19 protein-coding genes and 1 tRNA gene are annotated in these 18,719 nt (G+C 50.8%); 8 read left to right on the forward strand and 12 right to left on the reverse strand.

Annotated elements, in window-relative coordinates; translation table 11 throughout:
- Positions 1–2 precede the first annotated feature (2 nt).
- The 5 genes from SPM24T3_RS19115 to tesA form a co-directional block, all read right to left on the reverse strand.
- Complete coding sequence (locus SPM24T3_RS19115; protein WP_009638455.1) at positions 3–473, reverse strand: NfeD family protein; 471 nt, start codon at positions 471–473, stop codon at positions 3–5.
- Positions 473–1,381, reverse strand: coding sequence for an SPFH domain-containing protein (locus tag SPM24T3_RS19120; protein ID WP_009638456.1), 909 nt, complete (start codon positions 1,379–1,381; stop codon positions 473–475). Before SPM24T3_RS19120 ends, SPM24T3_RS19115 begins: the two co-directional genes overlap by 1 nt.
- A 359-nt stretch (positions 1,382–1,740) precedes the next feature.
- The gene (locus SPM24T3_RS19125; RefSeq protein ID WP_009638457.1) at positions 1,741–2,598 is read right to left on the reverse strand and encodes a co-chaperone YbbN; all 858 of its coding nucleotides are present in this window, start codon (positions 2,596–2,598) and stop codon (positions 1,741–1,743) included.
- A 60-nt stretch (positions 2,599–2,658) separates the two neighbouring features.
- Positions 2,659–3,435, reverse strand: a complete 777-nt coding sequence (locus tag SPM24T3_RS19130; RefSeq protein ID WP_009638458.1) for an SDR family oxidoreductase — start codon at positions 3,433–3,435, stop codon at positions 2,659–2,661.
- 35 nt (positions 3,436–3,470) lie between these two features.
- Positions 3,471–4,115 carry a multifunctional acyl-CoA thioesterase I/protease I/lysophospholipase L1 gene (tesA, locus tag SPM24T3_RS19135; RefSeq protein WP_237713121.1) on the reverse strand — a complete coding sequence of 215 codons (645 nt, stop codon included), beginning with the start codon at positions 4,113–4,115 and terminating at the stop codon, positions 3,471–3,473.
- Between tesA and ybbA the strand changes: the two genes are divergently transcribed.
- Both ybbA and ybbP read left to right on the forward strand, forming a co-directional pair.
- Positions 4,086–4,772 (forward strand): putative ABC transporter ATP-binding protein YbbA, encoded by a 687-nt coding sequence (gene ybbA, locus SPM24T3_RS19140; RefSeq protein WP_009638460.1) that lies wholly within the window; start codon positions 4,086–4,088, stop codon positions 4,770–4,772. The genes tesA and ybbA overlap by 30 nt on opposite strands.
- Positions 4,769–7,201, forward strand: a complete 2,433-nt coding sequence (gene ybbP, locus SPM24T3_RS19145) for a putative ABC transporter permease subunit YbbP (RefSeq protein WP_009638461.1) — start codon at positions 4,769–4,771, stop codon at positions 7,199–7,201. The genes ybbA and ybbP overlap by 4 nt, the downstream gene beginning before the upstream one ends.
- Positions 7,202–7,424: 223 nt before the next feature.
- Here the strand turns inward: ybbP and purK are convergent, their stop codons facing one another.
- Together purK and purE are read right to left on the reverse strand one after the other, a co-directional pair.
- Positions 7,425–8,489 carry a 5-(carboxyamino)imidazole ribonucleotide synthase gene (gene purK / locus SPM24T3_RS19150; protein WP_009638462.1) on the reverse strand — a complete coding sequence of 355 codons (1,065 nt, stop codon included), beginning with the start codon at positions 8,487–8,489 and terminating at the stop codon, positions 7,425–7,427.
- Positions 8,486–8,995: a 5-(carboxyamino)imidazole ribonucleotide mutase gene (gene purE, locus SPM24T3_RS19155; protein WP_009638463.1), complete on the reverse strand. Its 510-nt coding sequence runs from the start codon at positions 8,993–8,995 to the stop codon at positions 8,486–8,488. Before purE ends, purK begins: the two co-directional genes overlap by 4 nt.
- 203 nt (positions 8,996–9,198) lie before the next feature.
- Between purE and SPM24T3_RS19160 the strand changes: the two genes are divergently transcribed.
- On the forward strand, positions 9,199–9,810 hold the full coding sequence (locus SPM24T3_RS19160) for a tRNA-(ms[2]io[6]A)-hydroxylase (RefSeq protein WP_009638464.1): 612 nt from the start codon (positions 9,199–9,201) through the stop codon (positions 9,808–9,810).
- On the opposite strand, the gene lpxH is transcribed toward SPM24T3_RS19160, so the two are convergent.
- On the reverse strand, positions 9,807–10,529 hold the full coding sequence (lpxH, locus tag SPM24T3_RS19165; RefSeq protein ID WP_009638465.1) for a UDP-2,3-diacylglucosamine diphosphatase: 723 nt from the start codon (positions 10,527–10,529) through the stop codon (positions 9,807–9,809). The genes SPM24T3_RS19160 and lpxH overlap by 4 nt on opposite strands.
- A gap of 11 nt (positions 10,530–10,540) precedes the next feature.
- Entirely contained in the window at positions 10,541–11,035 is a 495-nt protein-coding gene (gene ppiB, locus SPM24T3_RS19170) for a peptidylprolyl isomerase B (protein ID WP_009638466.1), read from the reverse strand.
- Positions 11,036–11,331: 296 nt separating this feature from the next.
- Between ppiB and cysS the strand changes: the two genes are divergently transcribed.
- The gene (cysS, locus tag SPM24T3_RS19175; RefSeq protein ID WP_009638467.1) at positions 11,332–12,720 is read left to right on the forward strand and encodes a cysteine--tRNA ligase; all 1,389 of its coding nucleotides are present in this window, start codon (positions 11,332–11,334) and stop codon (positions 12,718–12,720) included.
- Between the two features lie 134 nt (positions 12,721–12,854).
- Here cysS and SPM24T3_RS19180 read toward each other — a convergent pair whose 3' ends face one another.
- On the reverse strand, positions 12,855–13,676 hold the full coding sequence (locus tag SPM24T3_RS19180) for a helix-turn-helix transcriptional regulator (RefSeq protein WP_009638468.1): 822 nt from the start codon (positions 13,674–13,676) through the stop codon (positions 12,855–12,857).
- Positions 13,677–13,811: 135 nt separating this feature from the next.
- On the opposite strand from SPM24T3_RS19180, the gene SPM24T3_RS19185 reads away from it, so the two are divergent.
- Positions 13,812–14,522: an SDR family oxidoreductase gene (locus tag SPM24T3_RS19185; RefSeq protein WP_009638469.1), complete on the forward strand. Its 711-nt coding sequence runs from the start codon at positions 13,812–13,814 to the stop codon at positions 14,520–14,522.
- A 94-nt stretch (positions 14,523–14,616) separates the two neighbouring features.
- Here SPM24T3_RS19185 and ybcJ read toward each other — a convergent pair whose 3' ends face one another.
- Positions 14,617–14,835 (reverse strand): ribosome-associated protein YbcJ, encoded by a 219-nt coding sequence (gene ybcJ, locus SPM24T3_RS19190; protein WP_009638470.1) that lies wholly within the window; start codon positions 14,833–14,835, stop codon positions 14,617–14,619.
- Positions 14,836–14,846: 11 nt separating this feature from the next.
- A complete protein-coding gene (folD, locus tag SPM24T3_RS19195; RefSeq protein ID WP_009638471.1) occupies positions 14,847–15,713 on the reverse strand; it encodes a bifunctional methylenetetrahydrofolate dehydrogenase/methenyltetrahydrofolate cyclohydrolase FolD in 867 nt (288 codons plus the stop codon).
- Between the two features lie 238 nt (positions 15,714–15,951).
- Between folD and SPM24T3_RS19200 the strand changes: the two genes are divergently transcribed.
- The 3 genes from SPM24T3_RS19200 to SPM24T3_RS19210 all read left to right on the forward strand — a co-directional run bounded on the left by SPM24T3_RS19200 (position 15,952) and on the right by SPM24T3_RS19210 (position 18,610).
- Positions 15,952–16,863: an L-lactate dehydrogenase gene (locus tag SPM24T3_RS19200; RefSeq protein ID WP_009638472.1), complete on the forward strand. Its 912-nt coding sequence runs from the start codon at positions 15,952–15,954 to the stop codon at positions 16,861–16,863.
- A 290-nt stretch (positions 16,864–17,153) separates the two neighbouring features.
- A tRNA-Arg gene (locus SPM24T3_RS19205) sits at positions 17,154–17,230 on the forward strand.
- A 165-nt stretch (positions 17,231–17,395) separates the two neighbouring features.
- Positions 17,396–18,610: a tyrosine-type recombinase/integrase gene (locus SPM24T3_RS19210; RefSeq protein WP_009638473.1), complete on the forward strand. Its 1,215-nt coding sequence runs from the start codon at positions 17,396–17,398 to the stop codon at positions 18,608–18,610.
- The last annotated feature ends 109 nt before the right edge of the window (positions 18,611–18,719 follow it).

The following is an 18,719-nucleotide window of genomic DNA, read 5'->3' on the forward strand; positions in this document are numbered from 1 at the left end:
ATTTAATTAATACTTGAAGGAGCATTCAAACCTACAACCCGCAACGTATTTCCCTCAACGCCTGTTACAGCGACTTCCTCACCGATATTCAAATTATCGGCACAACTGACTCGCCAGGTGCTATCACCAATACTTATTCGGCTATAGCCGTTTTCTGGCTGCTCAAGCAAATGACCATGAAGGCCCACCATTTGCCTGCCGCGCTGATTCAGGCTTTCATTTGTAGTCGAGTTATCTGGTTTGCGCTTAAGCCAATTCGCCCACAGTAAGGCGGCAACAATAGTGAGCACCGCGAAGGCAATGCCTTGCCATTCCCAAGGCAGAGGCAAAACCCAGACCAGAAGGCCAACCAGCGCCGCCGCCACGCCGCTCCACAGCAAGTAACCGCTGGCACCGAGTAATTCGGCAGCCAGAAGCACGCCACCAAGTGACAGCCAAAACAGATGTGGACTTGCCATCAACTGCTGCAGCATTATTTTCCGCCTTTGGTTTCTTTAAGTAATTCGGCAATACCGCCAATTGAGCCCATCAGACTGGTGGCATCGAGCGGCATCATGATCACTTTACTGTTGTTGGCAGAACCAATTTTCGTCAATGCTTCAGTATATTTCTGCGCCACAAAGTAGTTGATCGCCCGCACATCTCCAGCAGCGATGGCGGCTGAAACCATCTGCGTAGCCTTTGCCTCTGCTTCGGCGCTACGTTCGCGCGCTTCTGCCTGCAAAAATGCTGACTGACGCTCCCCTTCTGCTTTCAATATTTGAGACTGCTTTTCGCCTTCGGCACGCAGGATGGCAGACTGGCGTACGCCTTCAGCCTCGAGAATATCGGCGCGCTTGGTTCGCTCGGCTTTCATCTGCGCATTCATGGCTGATACCAGCTCGGCCGGTGGGCGCACGTCGCGGATTTCAATTCGAGTGATTTTTATCCCCCACGGGCTGGTTGCTGCATCAACAATATGCAGGAGTCGGGCATTGATGTTGTCACGCTGCGAAAGCATTTCGTCTAACTCCATTGAACCCAGTACGGTACGGAAGTTAGTCATGGTGAGATTGACGATGGCCTGCTCAAGGTTGCTCACCTCATACGCAGCCCGCGCAGGGTCGATAACCTGAATAAAACACACAGCATCGATGGCCACGTTGGCATTGTCGCGGGAGATAATTTCCTGAGATGGAATGTCTAAAACCTGTTCCATCATATTGATTTTTCTACCTACGCGGTCCATGAACGGCACAACCAAATTAAGACCGGGCATCAGCGTCTTGGTATAACGACCAAAACGTTCAACCGTCCACTGAAAACCCTGAGGGACAATCTTGACCCCGGCAAAGACAATAATCAGCGCCAGAACCACCACAACGGGTATAAAAGTCAGCATGGCTAAAAACTCCTGTAATGAGATGTACCGAAATGTCGGATAAAACGTTCCCTGTGCGTACAAGCTATAGCAACAGTTAAATCATCGCATATTTAGAGTCGGAGAGTGATGAGTAAAAAGCATAATGCAGATGGGAGAGACTGTTTCGCGAGACGTCTCGCAGAAAACACACGCGGTACTCAAGAGAGTTAAATACCGCGTGCGCCAAAGGGGGATCAGGTGTAAAACCTTTCTCCGCAGAGAGTGCCGTTCAGCTTGCAGGCAGGCATCGCAGAGGATTTAACGAAGCCTTTTTTTAAACTAAATAATCAGTTAAGCCATTAATTAATTAATAAATAAAAGTCTAATAAAGCAAAAGGTTAATAAAGCAAAGAGTAAAGCTGTCGGCGGTATTTAGCAGCCAGCGCATCTCCGGTACCCAATGCAGCAAGGATATCCATCAATGTTTTGCGAGCAGAACCATTGCCTGCAGCCAAGTCTTTTTTCAGGTGACCTAGCAGCAACTCGAGGGCTTCTTCATTGCGACCAACCTGATGCAGCTGCAAAGAGAGTTGGACTGCCAGATCAACATTTTGCGGGTCTTGCTCAATCTGCTGCTGCAATTGCTGAATTTCAGGGGTATCAGCGGCCTGTTTTAGCAGCTCGATCTGAGCTATCAGCCCCTGATAACGGGTATCACGATCTTGCAGAGGAATTGTTGCCAGCACGGCTTCGGCATCTTCACTGCGGTTAAGCAGAATTTGCGCTTCTGCCAGCATCAGGCCGATATCACTGCGCTGATTACTGATTTGCCAGGCGTCTTTCAGCAGCGGCAATGCTTCGATAACCTTACCCTCTTGCATCAGTTCGGCAGCCTGAGTGGCTTTGATTTCTTCTTCTTTTGGCAGCACTTTACTCAGAAGTTCGCGGATCACTTCTTCCGGCTGCGGACCTTGGAAACCGTCAACCGGCTGGCCTTCCTGGAATAAATACACCGCCGGAATTGAGCGCAGGCCAAACTGGCTGGCAATCGCCTGCTGCACATCACAGTCAACTTTAGCGAGCACGAACTGACCGGCGTATTCGGCCGCCAGTTTATCAAGGATTGGGCCTAGGGTCAGGCAGTGCTGACTGCGTTCTGACCAGAAATAAAACATCACTGGCACCGTCATGGACTGGTCCAGGGTCTGATGCAAATTGGATTCGTTAATTTCAATCGATAAAGGTTGTGCAAGCATGAATTCTTTTCTCTCTCGTCCGTTCCGTTTAATTCTAAATGGGGGCGTTTTAAATCAGTTTCAACTATTACCGCGCACCAGAATATCTATCAGGCGGCCTGGCAGTAGGCGTTTTAGCACGGACACGACGTGCGCGATGAACGTAACGGGATAGCGCAATTTGGGACGTGGACTTTCCAAAGCATGGCGCAATTTTGGTAAAACTGCCTCAGAAGTCAGTGTAAATCTTTCCGTCATGGCCGAGTTGAATATCGGCTTATCGGACTGCGTCTGCTTCACGTTGTCGGCAAATTTGCTGCTAAGCGGGCCGGGCTCAATGATGCTGACCTTGATACCAGTACCGTGCAACTCCATGCGCAGCGCGTCGGACCAGGCTTCCAGCGCATATTTACTGGCACCATAAATGCCACGATTGGGCATGGTGATAAGCCCCAAAATGGAACTCGTCAAGATGATACGCCCTTCGGCATGGGCCAGCATGGCAGGCAGGAGAAGCTGTGTCAGCTGATGAGTGCCGAACAGATTAGTTGAAAATTGCTGTTCAAACTGCTCGCGACTGGTGGTGTGTAACGGCCCATAAACGCCATATCCGGCATTATTGAACAATCCGTAAAGCCGGTTGCCTGTTAACTCGATAACCTTTGCTGCTGCTCGGGCAACAGAGGTTTTATCATCCAGATCGAGTTCTATGGTCTCGAAACCGAGTTGTTGAAGGTGTTCTAAATCAGCGGCCTTACGACAGGCGGCAAGCACGCGATAACCCCGATTTTGGAGATCCTGTGCCGCCACCAGCCCGATTCCACTGGAACAACCGGTAATCAAAACAGCTTTTTGCATAACTTTACCTGTTGAAGGCCCCTAATATTTAAAGATTATGGTTTACTCAATGATGGAGCAACCAAAGGAGCGAGTTTGCCGGACATCCAGTTAGCAATAAAGTTTTGCGCCGCTTGATTTGGATGAAGCCCATCGTCTTGCATCCATTCGGGTTTAATCGCCACTTGTTCCATAAAGAATGGCACCAACGGAATATCGGCCTGCTTTGCCAGTGTCGGATAAATCGCATAAAACGCGTCGTTATAGCGTTTACCGTAGTTTGGCGGCAGGCGGATTTGCATCAGCAGCGGCTGAGCATGTGCCTGTTTAACCAAGGTGATGATTTGGCTCAGCGTCTGGCTAATGGTTTGCGGAGCAAAACCGCGCAGACCGTCGTTAGCTCCCAGCTCAACCAACACCCAGCGCGGATGATGCTGTTGCAAGAGGGCAGGCAGGCGAGCCAGGCCTTGTGCAGAGGTGTCACCGCTGATACTTGCGTTGACAATATCAGGCAGGCCGCTACGCTTTTTCCACTGATTATTCAGTAGCGTAGGCCACGAAGTGTTTGCCGGTAAACGGTAAACCGCACTCAAACTGTCGCCTACAATCAGCAGCGTATCAGCAGCAACGGCGCGAAAACTTAATATTCCCATCAACAGAAGGAAGGGAAGATGCCAGCGGAAAACGTACTTGAAGTTCATCATCTTAGTAAACACGTCGGTCAAGGGGAACATGAGCTATCCATCCTGTCCGGTGTTGAGCTGGTTGTCAAACCTGCTCAGACTATTGCGCTGATCGGCGAGTCGGGTTCGGGAAAGTCAACGTTATTAGGTATTCTTGCCGGTCTTGACGATGGCAGTAGCGGCGAAGTCACGCTGCTCGGCAAGCCTTTATCAGCACTCAATGAAGAAAAGCGTGCGGCGCTTAGAGCCAAAAACGTCGGCTTCGTTTTTCAGTCATTTATGCTGGTCCCCACGCTGAACGCCTTGGAAAATGTTCAGCTTCCCGCTTTGCTGCGCGGTGAAACCGATGCCAGCAGTCGTGAACAGGCAGTTCAATTGCTTAAACAGTTAGGACTTGGGGAGCGGTTACATCATTTGCCGGCCCAGCTTTCTGGTGGTGAGCAGCAGCGTGTTGCCCTGGCCCGCGCCTTCATCGGCAAACCTAAACTGCTTTTCGCCGATGAGCCGACGGGCAATCTCGATCGCCAGACCGGAGAGCGCATCGCCGATCTACTGTTCTCGTTTAATCGCGATAATCACACCACGCTGATTTTGGTCACCCATGATGAGCAACTTGCCGCGCGCTGTCAGAGACGCCTGCGATTGCGAGACGGAAAATTGTGGGAGGATGCATGATTTGGCGTTGGTTCTGGCGTGAGTGGCGTTCGCCGTCACTGCTGATAGTGTGGCTTTCACTGACGCTGGCCGTGGCTTGTGTGCTTGCGCTCGGCAGCATCAGCGATCGTATGGATAAAGGTTTGAGCGAGCAAAGCCGCGATTTTATAGCCGGTGATCGAGTGCTGCAGTCTGCTCGCCCAATTACTGAAGCCTGGATACAGGATGCTCGCCAGCAGGGGCTGAAAGTGAGTCGTCAGCTGTCGTTTATGACGATGACCTTTGCCGGAAATACGCCGCAGCTGGCCGATGTCAAAGCAACGGATTTGGCCTATCCGCTTTACGGCAAGCTGGATACGCAACCGGCGAATGTGAAACCGGCACCCGGAACCGTGCTGGTCGCGCCACGGCTATTGGCCCTGCTCAATCTTAAAGTCGGCGATAATCTCGACGTGGGTGATACCACGCTGCGCATCACGGCCGTTATTAATCAGGAGCCTGATTCGGGCTTTAACCCGTTCCAGACCGCGCCGCGCATCATCATGAATCTTGCTGACGTACCGAAAACCGGCGCGATTCAGCCAGGTAGTCGTTTAACCTATCGCTACATGTTTGCCGGGTCGGCGCAGAATATTGCGACCTATGGCGCGGCGGTAAAAGGGCTGCTCCGCCCCGACCAGCGCTGGTACGGTATGGAAGAGTCTGATGGCGCACTTAGCCGTTCGCTGCAACGTTCACAGCAGTTTCTGACTCTTTCTGCACTGCTCACTCTGATGTTGTCGATTGCGGCTGTAGCGGTGTCAATGAGCCATTATTGCCGCAGCCGCTACGATTTGGTGGCGGTGTTAAAAACGCTGGGCGCAGGGCGCAGGGCGCTGCAAAAACTAATTATCGGTCAGTGGCTTGCAGTGCTGGTGCTTGCAGCAGTAGTGGGTAGCATCATCGGTTTAGGTTTTGAGGCGTTGCTAATCAAAATGCTGGCACCGGTGCTGCCGGGTAAATTACCCGCAGCCGGAGTATGGCCCTGGGTATGGTCGATGGGCGCGTTGGTGGTCATTTCGCTGCTGGTCGGATTGCGGCCTTATCGCCAGTTGGTGGCCACCTTGCCGCTGCGAGTACTGCGTCAGGACGTGGTCGCCAATGTCTGGCCGTTACGCTATTTTCTGCCGGTAATCGCTCTGATAGTGATTGGCCTGCTGGTGGCTTTGGTCGGCAATAGTTCACTGCTGTGGGCGCTGCTTGCCGGTATAATCGTGCTTTCTCTGTTGTTGGGCGGCATTGGCTGGCTAAGCCTGCTAATACTGCGTCGCCTGACTGTGAGTCATCTGGGGCTGCGGCTGGCAATCAATCGCCTGCTGCGTCAGCCGTGGGTCACACTGAGCCAGCTGGCCGCGTTTTCAATGTCATTTATGTTGCTGGCTTTACTGTTGGTGCTGCGCGGTGATTTGCTTAGTCAGTGGCAGCAGCAATTGCCGCCAGACAGCCCGAACTATTTCCTGTTGAATATCACTAAAGAGCAGGTGCCACAGGTCACTGACTTCCTGCGCCAGCACAAGGTCGAGCCGGATACCTTTTACCCCATAGTTCGCGTCAGGCTGACCAAAATCAATCAGCATGAAGCCACCGATTTAATTAAACCGGGCGATTCAGGTCGCGAGGCTTTAGATAGGGAACTCAACCTGACCTGGATGCAAGGGTTGCCAGCCCACAACCAGATTCTTGAAGGCAGCGGGCCGCCAAAGGCGGGTGAGGTTTCAATTGATTCAGGGATTGCCGATCGCCTTGGGATAAAGCTGGGCGATACGGTAACCTTTACTGGCGATACGCAGGATTTCACTGCCAAAATCTCCAGCATTCGTAAAGTTGACTGGGACAGTCTGCGGCCAAACTTTTACTTTATCTTCCCGCCGGGCGCACTGGACGCGCAGCCACAGAGTTGGCTGACCAGTTTCCATTATCAGGAAAACGGTCAAATGCTGGTTGAATTGAATCGTCAGTTCCCAACGCTGAGCCTGTTGGATATTGGCTCGATTCTGCGTCAAATTGGCGATGTATTGCAGCAGGTTAGCCGTGCGCTGGAGGTTATGGTGATTCTGGTTATCCTGTGTGGCGGACTGCTGCTGTTGGCGCAAATTCAGGTTGGTATGCATCAGCGTCGACAGGAGCTGGTAGTTTATCGCACGCTGGGTGCCAGTAAAAAACTGCTGCGCAGTACTCTCTGGTGTGAGTTTGCGGTGCTTGGGCTGGTGGCGGGAATTGCCGCTGCGGTAGGTGCCGAAGCCGCTCTCTGGCTGTTGCAACGTAAAGTTTTCGACTTCCCGTGGCAGCCTAATATGGTGCTTTGGTGGTCGGTGCCGATTACCAGCGCGGTGCTGTTGTCGCTGTGTGGCGGCTGGTTAGGGATAAGGCTGCTAAGAGGGAAGGCGCTGTTTCGCAGCTATCAGGGGTAATCCCCTTTATCTTTCAAGCTGCAGATGCGTTGGCTGCCTTCGCTCACCCCGGTCACTTACTTATGTAAGCTCCCGGGATCCCCTTTATCTTTCAAGCTGCAGATGCGTTGGCTTCCTTCGCTCACCCCGGTCACTTACTTATGTAAGCTCCCGAGGATTTGCTTAGTTGCCGCCTTCCTGCAGCTCGAAATCTATTGGGGATTAAATTTGTTTTAGCTGGCGATTAAAGCTTATTTAAGGCCCAGGCAATTCCGCTGGCATATTCGGCTGGTAGCAATGGCACCAGCGCCTGAAGATTATCCTTCAACAGCAGTGGGTTAGCATCGTTGAGATTGAGGTGTCCGACTTTACGACCCGGACGTACTTCTTTTTCGTACCAATGCAGATTAACCAGCGGCTGGTTCAACCACTCGAGATTCACATCGGTGCCAATCAGGTTGACCATCACCGAAGGCGTGCTGACTACCGGCTTTGGTAGCGGTAGATTGAGAATGGCACGCAGGTGCAGTTCAAACTGGCTGATGGATGCGCCGTTCTGCGTCCAGTGTCCGCTGTTATGAACACGCGGCGCCAGTTCGTTTATCAGCAGACCTTCTGGAACAATAAAGCATTCCATCGCCATCACGCCGACGTAACCAAGCTCGTTCATGATTGCCGACAGCATCGATTCCGCCTGCTTTTGCTGGGCCGAGTCAGGGGTCGGTAATGCTACGCTGGTACGCAGGATCCCTTCCTGATGCAGGTTATGAGTCAACGGATAAAATACTGTCTTGCCGTCATGACCACGAGCACCGACCAGCGAAACTTCGCCAGAGAAATTGATGCCCTGCTCGACGATGCATTCGCCGTAGCAATCTTCAGGCAAAGTCGCCTCTTCACCCTGACGGAAACGCCATTGACCGCGTCCGTCATAGCCGCCTACGCGACGTTTGACGATCGCCAGTTCGCCCAGTTCAGAGTAAATATCTGCCCATTCAGAGGAATCAGCCAGCAGTTGCCATGGCGCAGTCGCCAGACCCAATTGGTCAAGCAGCTGCTTTTGCGTTAAGCGATCGGCCAGACGCGGGAAAATATCGCGGTTAACAAAGCCAGTATGAAGAGCTAGCTCGCGGGTTAACGCGGTTTCCGGCCAGCGTTCGATTTCTGCAGTGATTACACTATTTTGAAACGGCACAGCTTCAGGTTCGGCATCGATGCCTATTGGATATACGGCGATACCCAGTGGCTCACCGGCCTGACGCAGCATGCGGCCAAGCTGGCCATTTCCGAGTACGCAGACCGGCTTCATGCTTCCTCCCGCGGATCGGGGTTATTCAGCACTTCATCAGTTTGCTCTTTGCGCCAGGTTGCCAGAGCCTGAGCGATGCGTGTGTCGTGCAGCGCAAGGATTTGAGCAGCCAGCAGGGCGGCGTTGGCGGCACCCGCTTTACCAATCGCCAGCGTACCGACCGGGATCCCGCGTGGCATCTGAACGATAGAATAAAGACTGTCCACGCCGCTGAGAGCCGCGCTTTGTACTGGAACGCCCAGCACAGGAACCAGCGTTTTTGCCGCAATCATACCCGGCAGGTGCGCAGCGCCACCGGCACCGGCGATAATTACGTCCAGGCCATTTTCAGACGCCTGCTCTGCAAAGCTGAACAGTTTGTCCGGCGTGCGGTGAGCGGAGACAACTTCGACATGAAAAGGGATATTCAGCGTTGTGAGGACGTCTGCAGCGAACTGCATGGTAGCCCAGTCACTTTTAGACCCCATGACGATAGCGATTTTTGCCGGGGTAACGTTGGATGTCATGCCTGTAAAGCTCCTGTGATTATGCAAGCGTTGTCAGGTGGCGGTTCGAATAAATAAGTTTACCTGACAGAGAGGGCGCAAATAATAGCACGGCAAAACCGCTAGGAAAACGGTTGCGTCGCTGTAATCAGGTGAGAATCCTGCGATGACTTTGTATAATCAAAGGATAACGAATTTCACAGACTTTACTCGGAAACTACGCCATGAATCAGGATTTGCTGGCCCCTATCAATGACTTTCTACACTGTGAGACCCCAGGACGCTGGGTCGACGTAGCCTTGGTTAATCAGGATATTATGCTGATCGACCATGCCAACTGTGAGAAGAAAGCCGCTGCATCGGCCATGAGCTTGATGACGCGCTATCTCGATCGCACCGAATTGCTGTTTTGCGCGGCAAGATTGGCTCGCGAGGAGTTGCATCATTTTGAGCAGGTGGTAGAGATCATGCAAAAGAGAAATATCACTTATGAGGTGCTTACGCCTTCGCGCTATGCCAACGGGATGCTCAAGCATTCACGTCACGGTAATGAGCTAAATTTGCTGGTCGATAGACTAATTATTGGCGCTTACATTGAAGCTCGGTCGTGTGAACGCTTTGCAAAGATAGCGCCGTATCTCGACAAAACGCTGTCACGTTTCTACATTTCACTGCTGCGTTCCGAAGCGCGTCATTTTGAGGATTATCTTTCACTGGCGTCGCAGTACGCCGGTGAAGACATCAGCGATCGCGTGGAAGAGTTAGGAAGGGTAGAGGCGGAACTGATCCTGACGCCGGACGAGCAGTTCCGTTTTCACAGCGGAGTTCCGGTTTAAAGCGGGAAAGTGATCAGTTCGACGCCATCTGAGGTAACTTTTACCATTGAACCTTCTTCGTGCCATGCCCCAAGCACCGCGCGATAACCGAGGGTTTCGCCCAGCGGAACTTCATGGATTGCCGGTCGATGGGTGTGGCCGTGTATTAGCCATTCAACGCCGTGGTTTTGCATTTCCTGCACAACGGCTTTTTGATTCACATCCATGATGTTCAAGTCTTTATGACTATTGGATGCCTTACTTCCGGCACGCATTTTGGCGGCAATCGCCAGACGCCACTTGAGCGGTAGCAGCAAAAAGATTTTCTGAATCAGCGGGTTATGGACTTTTTTTCGAAACTTTTGATAGCCCACATCGTCAGTGCATAACGTATCGCCGTGTAAAATCAGCACTTTGCGTCCGTAAAGTTCGAGCACTTTGCTTTCAGGCAGCAAAGTCATCAGGCTTTCGCGAGCAAAACGGCGGCCCAGTAAAAAATCACGGTTACCGTGGATAAAAAAGCAGGGAACTCCCTGTTGATGCAATGCATTGAGTGCGCTGGATATTTTTGCATGCAGCGGTTGTGGATCGTCATCGCCAATCCAGGCTTCAAACAGATCGCCAAGAATATAAACAGCATCGGCTTTAGGTGCATCTTCGCGTAAAAAACGCAGAAAACCGGCAGTAATTGCCGGTTCCTGTTCGCAAAGATGGATATCTGCGATTAAAAGCGTTGTCATTCCTGAGCGCGTTATTCGCTAACGGTAACGCTTTTAATGATCACGTCTTCTACTGGTACGTCCTGGTGCATGCCGCTGCGGCCAGTTTTTACTGCTTTAATTTTTTCTACTACGTCCAGACCGCCGGTTACTTCTGCGAATACGCAGTAGCCCCAACCCTGAGCGTTCTCACGGCTGAAGTTCAGGAAATCATTGTCAGTTACGTTGATGAAGAACTGAGCAGTTGCAGAATGTGGATCGTTGGTACGAGCCATTGCCAGCGTGCCTTTGGTATTTTTCAGACCATTGTTCGCTTCGTTTTTGATAGGAGCATCAGTGTTTTTCTGGTTCATGCCAGGCTCAAAACCGCCGCCCTGCACCATGAAACCGTTAATCACACGGTGGAAAATAGTGTTGTCGTAGAACCCTTTACGGCAGTAGTTCAGGAAGTTTTCAACGGTTACTGGCGCTTTGTCAGCAAAAGTGTTGATAACGATGTCGCCGTGATTGGTGTGAAAAGTGACCATAATAATCATCCTGCTATTGTTAGTGTTTACTCATTAAGAGGCAGTACTATAGCCTTTTCTTATACCATAACTCAAAAGTAGCCGTCAGCTTCTGCATTGGAAGCATCACTTTCAGAGCAACTGATAGTCCTAAATATCGTCAAAATGTTATATTATAACGGTAATTATGCGAGCAATATTACGCCGAATTGGCTTATGCCGTTTCGATAGAATCTTTTTCGTTATATTATGACTGCTATTATCGGTATATTTCTGCCGTTTTAGTAATTTACCCACAACACAATTGGAATAGCTCGATGCTGAAGATTTTTAATACCCTGAGTCGCCAAAAAGAGGAATTTAAACCAATTCATGCCGGAAAAATCGGTATGTACGTGTGTGGGATTACTGTTTATGACCTTTGTCACATTGGACACGGGCGTACTTTTGTTTCTTTCGACGTCGTGGCGCGCTATTTGCGTTTTTTGGGTTATTCGCTGAACTATGTGTGTAACATCACCGATATCGATGACAAAATCATTAAACGTGCAGCGGAAAATGGCGAAGGATTTAACGATCTTAGCGATCGGATGATTGCCGAAATGCATGCTGATTTCGACTCTCTTGGCATTTTACGGCCAGATCTCGAGCCGCGTGCAACTCACCATATTCCTGAGATTGTCGAGATAGTCCAGCAGCTGATCGACCGCGATCACGCCTACGTTGCCGTTAATGGTGATGTGATGTTCTCGGTTGCAAGCGATCCTAATTATGGTTTGCTCTCACGTCAGGATCTCGACCAATTACAGGCCGGTGCGCGTGTTGAAGTTGCCGATGTGAAACGTAATCCGATGGATTTCGTCTTGTGGAAAATGTCGAAAGAAGGCGAGCCAAGCTGGAATTCACCTTGGGGTAATGGGCGTCCGGGCTGGCACATCGAATGTTCTGCAATGAACTGCAAACAGCTTGGGTCACATTTTGATATCCACGGCGGCGGCTCAGATCTGATGTTCCCGCATCATGAAAACGAGATTGCACAATCGACCTGCGCCCATGACGGCCCGTACGTTAACACCTGGATGCACTCGGGTATGGTGATGATCGACCGCGAAAAGATGTCTAAATCTTTGGATAATTTCTTCACCGTGCGTGATGTGCTGAAATATTACGACGCTGAAAGCGTGCGTTATTTCCTGATGTCAGGCCATTATCGCAGCCAGTTAAACTACAGTGAAGAAAACCTCAAGCTGGCGCGAACTTCAATGGAACGCCTTTATACCGCGCTGCGCGGCACCGATGCCAATGCGCAACCTGCGGGCGGTGAAGAGTTTGAGGCTCGTTTCCGTTCGGCAATGGACGACGATTTCAATACGCCAGAAGCCTATTCTGTGCTGTTCGATATGGCTCGCGATATCAACCGCTTGAAGAGTGAGAATCCGCAAGCTGCTAATGGTCTTGCTGCCGAATTGCGCCGTCTTGCGGGCATATTGGGCCTGCTGGCTCAGGATCCAGAGCAGTTCCTGCAATCTGGTGCGCAGGCTGACGATAACGACGAAGTTGCCGAAATTGAAACGCTGATTAAACAGCGTAAAGATGCTCGTGCCAGCAAAGACTGGGCGTTGGCGGATCAGGCGCGCGATCGTTTGAATGAAATGGGTATTGTTTTGGAAGATGGCGCTTCAGGCACCACCTGGCGTCGCAAATAAATAAATCGTTTCTTTCAAACCACAGTCTGGCTGGTACGCGATAAGCCTCGGTGACTTAGTTTGCTAAGCTATCGGGGACTTAACATTATCCGGCCTGGCTGCCCTGCTACTTGCCGGGAATTAAATCTACAAATTTATAAACCTGTAGATTTTTCCCGGGGTGTGCAGACAATCAGCCGCATCCCGGGGCATCCATCTACGCTTAGGCTCATGTATTCGAAAACCAACAGCCCTAACTCGGGATGTTGAATTCGTTTGATAGTCGACGGCTGATGGGTAACGTCATGCTGCGTCCACCAAGATGTAAACACCTCGCTCTCTGCTTTCAGCAGCCCAATCAGTCGTTCAAAGTCCTTATTTCCTGCATAAAAAGCGCAATCGGCCCTAAACATTGCCAGCGATACGGGTGCCAGCTGATCCCAGTCGACAAAAAGCTTTTGATGAGACTGGGAGGCGAACATCATATATATGAGATTGCGCTGGTCACCTTCGAGCTGACTAAAATCGCCAAACACCTCTGCTGCTGCGCTATTCCAGGCAAGAACGTCCCAGCGTCGGCCTAAGACGTAGGCCGGCTGATTTTCCATGCCATTGAGCATTCTGGTAATAGAATCAGGAACTTGTTCGGCACCTTCATACCTTTGCTCCTGAACGGGTATAGCGGCGAGAGTGAATAGATGTCGTTTTTCCGCTGGGTTAAGTTTCAGAGCCACAGCAATTGCATCAAGCACTTCAACGGAAGGGCGCACATCGCGGCCCTGTTCCAGCCACGTATACCAAGTGCCGCCAATACCGGCGAGTAAGGCAACTTCCTCGCGACGTAGCCCTGGCGTGCGGCGTCGAAAACCTGCCGGAAGGCCAACGTCTTTCGGGGCCAGTTTTTCACGTCGTGACCGCAGGAATTGTCCAAACTCTCTCAGCCTCAACTCTATTTCGACCGTGTTTTGATCCAGCATAATGGCTCACCGTAGCAGTACTGATACCAGGATAATACCAGAACTGTTTGCCGTGTGTGATGTGATTACACTCTTATTCAGCGTTTGAAAAATAGGCGCTATTGAAGAGTTATTTTCCCTTAAAGGAGTAATTTTATGTCACAGCAACACACGGTCATCATGGGTGGATCTTCAGGTATTGGCTTGGCAACGGCAAAGTTACTTCTCGACAGAGGCCATAGAGTGACAATAGCCGGGCGTAGCAGCGATCGCTTGCAAAAAGCAGCAGACACGCTGTCTGGAGAAATGAATACGCTGATTATCGACGCCACGCGCGAGCAGGATTTACAGCAGGCGTTTAGTCGTATAGAGAGTTTTGACCATCTGGTTGTGGCATTGGGTAGCACCAAGGGCGCGGGGGCGTTTGCATCAGTTGCGCTGAGCGATGTGAAGGCCGGGGTCGAGGAAAAATTTTACGCGCATTTTGCCTGTGCTCAGGCCGCGCTTCCTTATCTCCGTAAAGATGGCAGTATCACTTTTCTTTCAGCAGTAACTGCTCATGCGGCAATGCCCGGTACGGCAGGTATCGCGGCCGCCAACGCCGCTGTTGCCGCGCTGGTTCCTGTTCTAGCCTCGGAACTTCAACCTTTGCGAGTCAACGGTGTTTCGCCGGGAGTAATTGATACACCCTGGTGGGATTTTCTTTCAACAGAGGATAAAGCGGCAGTTTTCAGTGATTACGCCAAAAGTACTCCTGCAGGAAGGGTAGGGAATGCCGAAGATATTGCGCAGGCTGTGGGTTTTCTGATCGAAAATACTTATACGTCCGGACAGACTATTATTTGTGATGGCGGCCTGCGGCTCTGAACTCTATAAGCTTTTAAGTTGATATTTTGCCAATAAAAAAGCGACGGCTAATCGCTTAACCGTCGCTTTCTTTTTGCGTTACAGGCAGGCCTGATTACGCGGAGGCTTTAACCACCATTTTGCTGCTGGCGAATTCGACCTGTTGGTCAGCCAGGATTTTGCAACGTTTGCGGGTTTCAACCTTGCCGTTGACTTTAACCTGACCTTCGGCAATCACCGCTTTAGCTGCTGCACCGCTCTCACACCAGCCCATAAATTTGAGCAGGTCGCAGAGTTCTACGTGCGGGTGAGATTCGAGAAAAAAAGTTTCCATGCCATCCTGTCTTAGTGAGTATTCACGTCGTGATATTCCTCGCAAGCCTGCAAGGTATTTTGAATAAGTGTAGCAACAGTCATAGGACCAACGCCACCTGGAACCGGCGTAATGAAAGAAGCACGTTCAGACGCGGCTTCAAATTCTACATCGCCGACTACTTTACCACTTTCCAGACGGTTAATACCGACATCAATCACGATAGCGCCCGGTTTGATCCATTCGCCCGGAATAAAGCCTGGTTTACCCACGGCAACGACCACTAAATCAGCGTTCTCGACGTGGTGACGCAGATTCTTGGTGAAACGGTGAGTCACGGTAGTCGTGCAACCGGCCAGAAGAAGCTCCATGCTCATTGGGCGGCCCACGATATTTGACGCACCAATGACCACGGCATTCAGGCCGAAAGTGTCGATATCATAACGTTCGAGCAAGGTAACAATGCCGCGAGGAGTACAAGGACGCAGCTTCGGCGCACGCTGGCACAGGCGACCCACGTTATAAGGGTGGAAACCATCGACGTCTTTATCGGGATGGATATTTTCCAGCACCTTCACATTATCGATACCCGCAGGCAAAGGCAGCTGAACCAGAATGCCATCGATTGCGTCGTCATTATTTAGTTGATCGATAAGTGCCAGTAACTCACCTTCAGTGGTGGTAGCAGGCAAATCGTATGAACGGGAAAGAAAGCCGACCTCGTCACAGGCTTTGCGTTTGCTGGCAACATAAATTTGTGAAGCCGGGTTTTCACCGACCAGCACAACGGCCAATCCTGGAGCGCGTTTGCCATGCGCGATGCGTTGCTTAACTTTTTCAGCGACTTCGCTTCTGACCTGCTGCGCAATCGTTTTACCGTCAATAATCTTTGCTGCCATCTGGGGAAAAATCCATCAATTAATAAATGCGGGGGAATCCGTCTATTTTGTCAGAACCTGCGCTCGCTGTCAGGCGCAGAATCGCAATAAGATGAACGGATAATAACCAGATGGGCGCTATTTTTAACACTAAACCCTAAAAAACCGTGACAGTCGCGCAAGTTATGCGTTTTATAAGTGAATAAAACGTCACCACTCTTTTGTTATTTTTAACTCATATTTAAAAGGAAACTCAGCCATGACCAGTAAGGTGGGTATCATTGGAACGGGCCATGTCGGCGCTGACGTGGCATTTTCACTCGTAACACAGGGTCTGTGCGACGTCCTGGTATTAATTGATCAGGATGAAAAGAAAGCGGCTGCGCAGGCGCTGGAACTGCAGGATATGGCATCCCTTACTGCATCTCGAACTACAGTGATCGCCAATGATTACAGCGTATTAGCTGACGCTGACGTAGTGGTCATCGCCGTTGGCCCCAAAACCATGCTGAAAGAGGATCGTCTTGAGGAGTTGGCCGAGACCTGCTCCGCCGTGCGTGAAGCAATTCCTAAACTAATTGCCAGTGGTTTTGGCGGCGTGATTATTAATATCACCAATCCGTGCGACGTAATAACTCAGATTGTGCAGCATACCAGCGGGCTACCCAAGGCACAGGTGTTCGGCACCGGCACTTCATTGGACACTGCACGCATGAAGCGTGTTATTGGAGAATTCTTTAACGTCGACCCAAAAAGCGTTAACGGCTACGTGATGGGCGAGCACGGCGAATCACAGTTTGTTGCCTGGAGCACGGTGAATATCGGCGGATGCCCGGTCAGCGAACTTGCCGGAGAAGAACAACCAGATTGGACGGCGCTAGAATCTTCAGTTCGTGGCGGCGGATGGGCGATTTTGCAGGGCAAAGGCTGGACTAGTTTTGGTATCGCCACGGCGACCGCGCAACTGGTTGACGCCGTTTTGTCTAATGCACAAAGCGTTTACCCTGTGGCCGTGTGGGACGAGACTCAGCAGGTTTACATTGGTCAGCCGGCGATAATTGGCCGCAATGGCATTGTAAAAGTGCTTAAACCTGTTCTCGAAAGTCGCGAGCAGGCATTATTCGATGCTTCAGCCAGAGTGATTTCAAACGCATTCAATAGCACACTGTAATTTGATTGGAACCGTCCACCGTTTATAAATGACCGTGCTATTAAAGGCGGCATTCCGCTGGAGTTTGACGGGGCATAGCAAGAATCGCTGACAGCGGTGAGGTTAAAGTTATCACCGCTGAGTAAAGCCTAAGTATTGAAATTTATTTAATTTCAGAGGGCCTGGCGGTGTTTTAATGATAAAAATTGGCAAAACTGCTCAGGCATTAAGCAGTAAGCGCGAAAGCCATTGACTCGACCTCGATGGCCCGTATAATCCGAGTCCGCTGTACTGCCTTTTAGCAGTCTAATGCGCCCTTAGCTCAGTTGGATAGAGCAACGGCCTTCTAAGCCGTAGGTCACAGGTTCGAGCCCTGTAGGGCGTACCATTTTCACTTCTCCGTACGTATCCTAAAGTCTACAAAACCCCTTATAACAAGCATACATAGCCATGCCTCCCTCTACCGACGTCTACCTACATCTATTGAAATCTACACCCAAGTGGGGGTATCTTTGGGGGTACACGCCCGTTCAATGAAATGAGATACCCCCAAGTGAAGCTAAATGCCCGCCAGGTTGAAACCTCCAAAGGTAAAGAGAAGCCTTATAAACTCGCTGACGGTGGCGGCCTGTACCTATTGGTCAATCCTAATGCGACCAAGTACTGGCGTTTAAAATACCGTGTCAGCGGTAAAGAGAAGCTGTTATCCGTGGGGGTATATCCTGACGTGTCGCTGGCTGCTGCCAGGGGCAAGCGTGACGAGGCTAAAAAGATACTGGCAGCTGGTGGTGATCCGAGCGAAGAAAAGAGAACGGAGAAGCTGGCAAAGAAAACCAGTGTTGAAAACACCTTCGAGGCTCTCGCCAGAGAGTGGCATGCTTATAAAGAGCCAAATTGGTCTAAGGGCTATGCCGAGGATCTGATGGAGTCCTTCGAAAACGACATTTTTCCGTATATCGGTAAGAAGCCCATAGACGATATCAAACCTCTCCATGTACTCGATGCGCTCAGGAAGTTAGAGAAGCGCGGCGTTATCGATAAGATGCGCAAAATCCGCCAGGCATGCAGCCAGACATTCCGCTATGCCATTGTCACCGGTAGAGCCGAAAATAATCCTGCTAGTGAATTAGCCGGTGCTCTAGTCGTTCAGAAGCACAAACATTACCCGCACCTGGTCGCCTCTGAATTCCCCGAATTCCTGCAATCCCTTAATGACTATTCTGGAAGCATCGTCACGCAGATAGCTACGCGCTTGCTGATGCTTACCGGCGTTCGCACCATTGAGCTGCGCGCCGCTGAGTGGGCAGAGTTTGATTTAGACAAGGGTGTCTGGGAAGTGCCACAAAGCCGAATGAAGATGCGCCGGCCACACTTAGTGCCGCTCTCTGAACAGGTGCTGTTATTGCTCCACCAGCTGCAGGAGATAACAGGGCGCTTTAAGTTCGTTTTCCCTGGCCGCAATGACAGTACCAAACCAATGAGTGAAGCCAGCATTAACCAGGTGATTAAGCGGATCGGTTATGGTGGCCGAGCAACCGGGCATGGGTTCCGCCACACCATGAGTACCATCCTGCATGAGCAGGGCTACAACACAGCCTGGATTGAAACCCAGCTGGCACACGTCGATAAGAACTCAATTCGCGGCACCTATAACCATGCTCAATATCTGGATGGCCGCCGTGAGATGCTTCAATGGTATGCCGACTATATGGACCGCCTCGAGCGTGGTGAGAATGTTGTGCATGGGAAGTTTGGGAAGAGTGCGTAACTGGATAAAAAAACAGTGCTGGTAGACACTCAATGTAGACCACAGTAGACTACATTGGAAAACTAAAAACTTATAAACCGAGCTCATAATAACCCGAAAACTAGTATTC

Source organism: Serratia sp. M24T3, assembly GCF_000257645.1.
Taxonomy (GTDB): Bacteria; Pseudomonadota; Gammaproteobacteria; order Enterobacterales; family Enterobacteriaceae; genus Rouxiella.